Origin of the sequence: Halovenus amylolytica (assembly GCA_004015825.1) — an archaeon.
Lineage (GTDB): Archaea > Halobacteriota > Halobacteria > Halobacteriales > Haloarculaceae > Halovenus > Halovenus amylolytica.
Genome location: ML137217.1, coordinates 1 through 6,595 on the forward strand (window position 1 = coordinate 1; position 6,595 = coordinate 6,595).

Consider the following 6,595-nt stretch of genomic DNA (forward strand, 5'->3'; position numbering starts at 1 on the left):
GTCTCTGAGGGGCGCAAGAAACCGACGGATATCGATTTTCGGTGTGTGACTTCTGTAGGAAACTGCACTCATACCATCGGTAGGTCATGTAAAGAGATAGCCCCGCCGTTTAACCGCAGAAGTACAGTTAATTGACTCGGTGGAAGTACGAGAGAGGCACGAATTCGTCCAAGTCGCTATCCAATTACCACTCTGAGAGGTCGACGTAACTACTTGGAAAACCTATTGATGACCGAATTCATTAACATCTGTCCGTCGTCGACGAGCCCCCCTGCAATCAATAAAGAGCTGAGTCCGTCTGGGATGGTCAAAAAGGCACGAATCCTCTTATTCGCGGATTCTTTTGCCGATTTTGGTAACCATCGAGTCAGGGGTGCGAGTTTGCGAGGAAACTCTCGAAAAAAACGGGGGCGGGCAGTTTACTCTTTCCGCTTTTCTATTCTGCAACAGACACCATTGACGGCCGCTTCTGCACTCTCTCCATATTCGGGTATACAGGCGCTTAAATGTCTTTTTTCGGCAGTGAACGCACAGTAGCGCCAGCAGATCGACACTTACCGACGAGCACAGGTTCAGGAAACGAATGGAGAAGGACGATGATGGCGAGTGGGTATGTCCTGATTGTGGTGCGACTGTTTCGATTCGGTCGTAACACCGTCCATGTGATTACTGTCGGTCGGTGAGAATAATCGACTATGGCTCCGAAGGAGATGCAGGAGAGAATCGAGCATCTACGAGAGGATGCACATGTGTTGCATTCGATAGCGGATGAGCCGGGACAGAACCCAGTTCACCCGGAAGGAGTCGTCGAGCGGGACGAATCCCGACCACACAGTACGCAACCGATGAAGAAGTCACGTCGGTTCTTTCGGGTTTCTGAATATTATCAACAACTGGTATCGATGTCAATGTCGAATCTGTCGAGCATCATCTGCTGATATTCTTCGTCCCCGATTTTGTGCTCCGCCTGGTGCAACTGCACCGCTTCTTCAGCCATACGCACGGCTTCGCTTGGTGTCTCGCCGTGCGAGGCTATCCCTGTATAGACGTGGGCCGCTACCCAAAGATCTCCGTCCTCTGAAAGCTCAAAGTCGGGGGTCGGACGTTCAATCATGATAGCGGTATTTGTTTCGTGACGAAGTAATTGTTGGTGTCGTGGAAGGCACAAAGCGAGCGGTAGAACTGTATCTACCAACCGCGAGGGTGGGGTGAATGCACTCAGAACCCGATAAACGCGCCTCTATATGTCGTGAATGGTGCGTATCGAGGAAAAGACGACAGTTACTGGGAAGCAGTGTTCGCCTCGGCTAGGTACTGCTCGCGCCGATCAAGGATGTTCGCAATCGTGCCTTCCGACACACCAGTCTCGTTGTTGATGGTCGAATACGTCGCACCTTCGTCGCGCAGTTCAATCACTCGAAGCGCACGCTCAAAGTCATCATTGTCCGGGACTTGTTCTGTCTTCGAACTGTTATACTCATACCCGAACCGGGGACGACCCAGGTCATCGCCACGTTCCTTCTTGACCTTGATTGCCCGCTTCGCCTTTCGGATCTCATCCTCTTTCGTGTCTCGCTCGATACGACGCTTCAAGTCGAAAGTGAGATCATCATCGTCAACGTCGGCGAAATAAACGATCTCGCAACCGCCCTGGTTGGCTGCGTACTCGATGACTGAGAAGAATTCGTCTCGACAGACTCGCCGGTCGTCCCACGCTACGAGGTAGTCGTACTCGCCGCCACGAAGACGTTCCACGGTGTCTGTGACGCGTTCGTTCTGGTCGATCAGGCCGGAGTCGTCGTCACGAGTCATCGACGAGAACCCGGTGTGAACGCCGAGATCAAGATCGTCGCGAGTGTCGGCGAGTTTGCCGGCGAGTGTTTTGACCTTGTCTCGTTGGTCTTTGAGACCAATGTCGTCATCTGATCCTTTAGATTTGCGTATCCACGTAAGCGCCTTACTCATCGTTCTCGTCCTCGTCGTCGCGTTCGTAGAATTCGACTTCCACTGCGCCGGTATCAGGGTTGATGCTCCACCTGAGTTCTAGGTCTTCAGCTGGTGGTGCGCCCTTGACCATGCGAATTGGCTTGGGAACGGTGGAGGCGACTGAACTTTGGCCACGGGGCCAAGCTTTCGTCTTGTAGTAGATGCGGTCTTCGTTGCTCATCTATTGCACCTCGATTTTGATTCCTGCCGAGAGCGACGCTCCGCAGTTGTCGCAAGTAAGTTCATCATTGTCTTCGAGCATATCGAGGTGTCCGAGACAGTCAACGTTACAGAGCGGACATGGTGCGGCGAGTTGCGTACCGTAAATCACGTTACTTTGTGTCATGATTGGAGGGGATTTCAGGCAGTTCTTTCTGTGCCTTACTGTGTATGTTACTTGATGCCTTATCTTTATAAACATGGTGGGTGGGTAGTAGTCACTCAGAAACTCCCGATATCCTGAGCGAAAAGAAATGCGCCGACTACCCGCCTCAACTAGACCGTTGGCGTATCACGGGCAACCTGATCGTAGATATCCTTCTCCGACCGCACGTAGTCACCTTCCTTCCGAATTACATTCACAGAAGCGAGTTCACCCAGCTTATCTTGCAAATAGAACTCCTCCTTCCGTTCACCATGTAGTTCCTCAAAGTTATCTGCAATAGTCTCGATATCCAGCCAGAGATCCTTTTTCCCGCGCTGAATGGCGTCGTAGTAGTAGGAGCCGGAGTACTTCTGATAGTGCCCGAGCATACTCAGTTCCAGTTCATCACGAATCGTTACGTACCCACGCTGAACAACGTCACCCAGGAACTTCCGGCCAAACTCGTCCCAATCGTACTCGTTTAAATCAGCAGACTGGAGGCGAACACCAGGCTTGATTACTCCGTCTTCGATCTTGATGTAACCGAAGTTATCAAGCAGCTCGATGTAATCTCTCGTGTTACTCGACCGCTGGTTGTCATCTACCTTTGACACCGTGAGCCCTCTATTATTGCGTGCTCCACGTAGAATCTGCAAAATCGGATTTAACTGAGTCCTGACTGCTGGGAGATCGTAGACATGCTTGTAGATCGCCTGGGCCATTGAGAAATCCAGCTTATCCTTGATTTCCGTCTCCCGTTCCTTAATCCTGTCAACCACATCACCACGGTCTGGGACATCAATCAGGTAGACTCCTTGTCCAGTGTCTTCAGCCTCAAGTGTGTACACGTCGCGGAGAGTGATGAACTTCAGAACGTTATCGTGATCACGACAGTCGCTCAAGTCCCGAGGCGACGCGTTACCGAGCGAAACTTCCAGATTGCCATTGGGGAGTTCTTGAACATCGTGGACGTAGACGCCTCTCCCGAGATGGCGTTTAAGTCGAGTCTCAGCCGTTCCTCCCTGAAGAGCTTCCGGGTTCTGGACTCGGAACGGTTCGTCGGGAGCTGCATTTGTAGTAACCATGTTACTCGTCCTCCACTGCGGATGTCAGTGTTTGTTGTTTCATTGGCTCTACCCATAAGGCCCATCGTTTCTCTGGCCGTGACCACCATTCGTTGAACGAATTCATCGGTACGTTCATCGCACCCGATTCATCGAGCTTATCGAGATCATGGAAGAACTGAATGTAGGGATCGAAATAAAGCACGGTATCGGTGTTGATTTTGAATGGGACGATGACGTGTTTCCATCTCCCGAATCCGTCTACTAGACCTGCCAGCTAATTCGTACCCACCCCGGTGAGTTCTTCTTCATTCTTCTCCATTCTCTGGTAATAGATGTGAAATCATGTTTTCTCACACCAGAAACACAGCGATCAAGATCACTCTGTCTCATTCAGAACGACAGTATTTCCAAGCCGTCGTCCGAAAAGCGACGGCTTCTCAACGTGATGGGTTTCGTGCACGGATAATTCTGTTAGCCGCTCGTGGTTTCAATAACACTCAAATCGGCGAACAGCTCTCTTGTACCCGCAAGACTGCACGGAGATGGCGCAACCGTTACGCTGAATCTGGCCGGACCGGGCTTACCGACAAGCCTCGGTCCGGCCGACCTCGTATCTATGACGAAGCTACGCACGCCCTTGTTACAGCAATCGCATGTGAACTCCCGGCTGACCGCGGACTCCCGCTATCTCGGTTTAGTTCCGCCGATATTCACGCTGAAGCCGTGCAAGAACTCAATCCGTGTCCAGCACGATCGACCATCGCCGCCTGGCTCAAGCAGGCGGCGATTCGACCATGGACAGTGACTTCGTGGGTGACGCCACGCGATCCTCAGTTCAAGCAGAAGGCTGCTCGTGTATGTGACCTCTACACCGGCATGTGGGAAGATGAGCCTCTTACAGAGGGAGATGTCATCATTTGTGCTGACGAGAAGACTGGAATTCAAGCCCGATCCCGGCGGAAGACTCCGCCGGGGCCGGGCAAATCAGTCCGTCTCGAACACCATTACGACCGGAATGGGACCACAATCTACCAAGCCGCATTCATTGCTGGAAGTGGAAATGTTATCGGCCACTGCGTCAACGGGAACACCCGAGCGAACTTCGAGACATTGGTTGAGAAAGTGATGGCCGACCCGATCTGTCAGAACGCAGATCGGGTCTTCTGGATTATGGATAACGGAAGTGCTCACCATCCATCGACGTTCAAATGGTGGCTGCAAAAGGAGTATCCGACCGCAATCGGGATACATCTCCCAACGGGTGCATCGTGGTTGAATCAAATCGAGCTCTACTTTTCGGTGTTGACACGGAAAGCACTGACCGGTGGACGTTTCGACTCGGTCGATGCGGTCGAGGACCGCATCACCGAGTTCGAAGAGTTGTGGAACGGAAGTCCAGAGCCATTCGAATGGGACTACACGAGAGAAGACTTGATAAAACTGCTTGAGAGGCTGCCAACGATAGAATAAACATCTCTAAGAACGTATCTTTAGCATGGGTTCGATTCCGGACTATGCACGTCAAACTCTCAAAGATCGTTTAGAGAATCACGCGCGCACCGCTTGGACTGAGCGGTGCGCGGGTGTCAACGTTCGATTTCGTGGTAAGTACGCTTACGTTGAGGTCTTTGACAGTGATCCATGGTTCATGCCTGGATCGACGAATGATGAGAAAAAGGAGATTCGGCAAACGCCAGTGAAAATGTGCCGATTAGGGTGGACTGGTGACATGGAGTTATGGGATCTCGCATTCCATAGATACAGCGACGGCCGGTACCAGCCGTCGATTGACTCCGACGGCTCTGGAAGGAGTGCTCCAGAAACGTGTTTTGATTGTGCTGCGCAGGTTTACCTCCGATAACGGTGATCACACGGGAAGACCTGGTGGGTACGAATTAGCTGGCAGGTCTACTAGTCCGGGTTCGGGCGTGTATTCGTTTGTGTGCTGGCTGATATCCTCAAAGTATTGTTCGTGAAACTCGCATATGGGCAACGAGCGGTCGTCTGACTCGATAATGGTTTGTAGTTGCTCGTAGCCAACACCTGTCATGTGGTTCACTTCGTACCCGGCGCCTTCGATGAGGGGGTCAATGCGGGCGGCGAGTCGGTCAGAGGCAGAGGCGCGATTCTCGACGTAGTCAAGGGCATCACCAAGGTCGCTGACGCTGTGGCGGAGGGCGGATTCGTCTCTGCGGTCGGCGAGGTCGTCAAGAACGTTTTTCAGAGCAGTTGGGAAACAGCTATCGGGTTCGTGTTGGGTATGGAAATCGGTGACCGTGGTCTGGCACCGTTTTCTATCCTCGTTCGTTATAGTCACTATTTGACCCTGTTTGGTTGTTTTGCCGACCCTATTTAAAATTGGTAGTTGATACACAGGTGCCGAAGAAGACTTGACTTCAAGAGATTGAGCTACTACCATCCTGATAGAGAAAGTTGGAACACTCCCGGTCGGCTAGCGCCAACACATAACAGAGCCTGTCATAGAATCCATCTCATAGCTTCTCACAGCCCGGTTTGTTTCCTCGCTCATAGTTGGTGATTACAACGACGATTCGAACACAGAGTGCGAGGAACACTTCTGTTCGTGCGTGGACGCGGCCTCGGGCGCGAACGTGCCCGAGGCCGCAGTCCTTGACCGCGTCGTTGGTTCGTTCGACTCCTGTCCGGTTGTTGTACGTCTCGTCCAAGATGGATTGTTTCAGCCGCACGTCCTCGCTGTGTTCCTTGATTCGGTCTTCGACCCTGTACTCGATGTCTTTCGGGTCGTCAGTGTTTCGTGGATTGTATGGAGCGATCGGCACGACCCCTGCGGCCAGCAAGTGGTCGTGCCAATCAAGGATATCGTAGGCGCTGTCTCCAAGCATCCAGACCGGTGTATCGACGGCGAGCGCGTCACGCGTGACGTGCATCGCCGTCTCCTGATCCGCTTGCTTGGTTTGCGTGAACTCCGCTGCTATCGGAATCTTTGCGCCAGTCGAGACGATTGTACAGCCGAAGCCGTAGTAGTACTCTTCGGCTGTTGGATCGTAGTTCCACGAGGCGGCGTCGTTGTGTTGGATCGCCTCGATGTGCGTCGAATCAATAGAGTACGTGGAGTCGAGCAGGCCGCGGGCGGCGGCCTGCTCGACGAGCCTGTCGAAGACAAACTAGCTGAACGGTTGGGGATAGGTGAGAAAAC

General features: G+C 52.5%; 6 protein-coding genes and 1 pseudogene. 1 reads left to right on the top strand and 6 read right to left on the bottom strand.

Annotation, left to right across the window (positions count from 1 at the left end; genetic code table 11):
* Nucleotides 1–886: 886 nt before the first annotated feature.
* The 4 genes from EOW68_RS01835 to EOW68_RS01850 all read right to left on the bottom strand — a co-directional run bounded on the left by EOW68_RS01835 (nt 887) and on the right by EOW68_RS01850 (nt 3,435).
* The gene (locus tag EOW68_RS01835) at nt 887–1,114 is read right to left on the bottom strand and encodes a type II toxin-antitoxin system HicB family antitoxin (RefSeq protein ID WP_128223482.1); all 228 of its coding nucleotides are present in this window, start codon (nt 1,112–1,114) and stop codon (nt 887–889) included.
* Nucleotides 1,115–1,281: 167 nt separating this feature from the next.
* Nucleotides 1,282–1,965, bottom strand: a complete 684-nt coding sequence (locus EOW68_RS01840; protein WP_128223483.1) for a serine integrase family protein — start codon at nt 1,963–1,965, stop codon at nt 1,282–1,284.
* Entirely contained in the window at nt 1,958–2,167 is a 210-nt protein-coding gene (locus EOW68_RS01845) for a hypothetical protein (RefSeq protein ID WP_128223484.1), read from the bottom strand. The genes EOW68_RS01840 and EOW68_RS01845 overlap by 8 nt, the downstream gene beginning before the upstream one ends.
* Nucleotides 2,168–2,481: 314 nt before the next feature.
* Nucleotides 2,482–3,435, bottom strand: a complete 954-nt coding sequence (locus EOW68_RS01850) for a hypothetical protein (RefSeq protein ID WP_128223485.1) — start codon at nt 3,433–3,435, stop codon at nt 2,482–2,484.
* 324 nt (nt 3,436–3,759) lie between these two features.
* Between EOW68_RS01850 and EOW68_RS01855 the strand changes: the two genes are divergently transcribed.
* On the top strand, nt 3,760–4,887 hold the full coding sequence (locus tag EOW68_RS01855) for an IS630 family transposase (protein WP_431358695.1): 1,128 nt from the start codon (nt 3,760–3,762) through the stop codon (nt 4,885–4,887).
* A 397-nt stretch (nt 4,888–5,284) separates the two neighbouring features.
* Here EOW68_RS01855 and EOW68_RS01865 read toward each other — a convergent pair whose 3' ends face one another.
* Both EOW68_RS01865 and EOW68_RS01870 read right to left on the bottom strand, forming a co-directional pair.
* Nucleotides 5,285–5,734 carry a hypothetical protein gene (locus tag EOW68_RS01865; RefSeq protein ID WP_128223487.1) on the bottom strand — a complete coding sequence of 150 codons (450 nt, stop codon included), beginning with the start codon at nt 5,732–5,734 and terminating at the stop codon, nt 5,285–5,287.
* A gap of 175 nt (nt 5,735–5,909) precedes the next feature.
* A pseudogene (locus EOW68_RS01870) lies at nt 5,910–6,560 on the bottom strand (transposase); the annotation flags it as partial.
* Nucleotides 6,561–6,595: the final 35 nt, after the last annotated feature.

Excerpts from the sequence above, each read along its gene's own strand:
- EOW68_RS01835 (WP_128223482.1), bottom strand. The coding sequence starts at position 1,114 with ATGATTGAACGTCCGACCCCCGACTTTGAGCTTTCAGAGGACGGAGAT.
- EOW68_RS01840 (WP_128223483.1), bottom strand. The coding sequence starts at position 1,965 with ATGAGTAAGGCGCTTACGTGGATACGCAAATCTAAAGGATCAGATGAC.
- EOW68_RS01845 (WP_128223484.1), bottom strand. The coding sequence starts at position 2,167 with ATGAGCAACGAAGACCGCATCTACTACAAGACGAAAGCTTGGCCCCGT.
- EOW68_RS01850 (WP_128223485.1), bottom strand. The coding sequence starts at position 3,435 with ATGGTTACTACAAATGCAGCTCCCGACGAACCGTTCCGAGTCCAGAAC.
- EOW68_RS01855 (WP_431358695.1), top strand. The coding sequence starts at position 3,760 with ATGTTTTCTCACACCAGAAACACAGCGATCAAGATCACTCTGTCTCAT.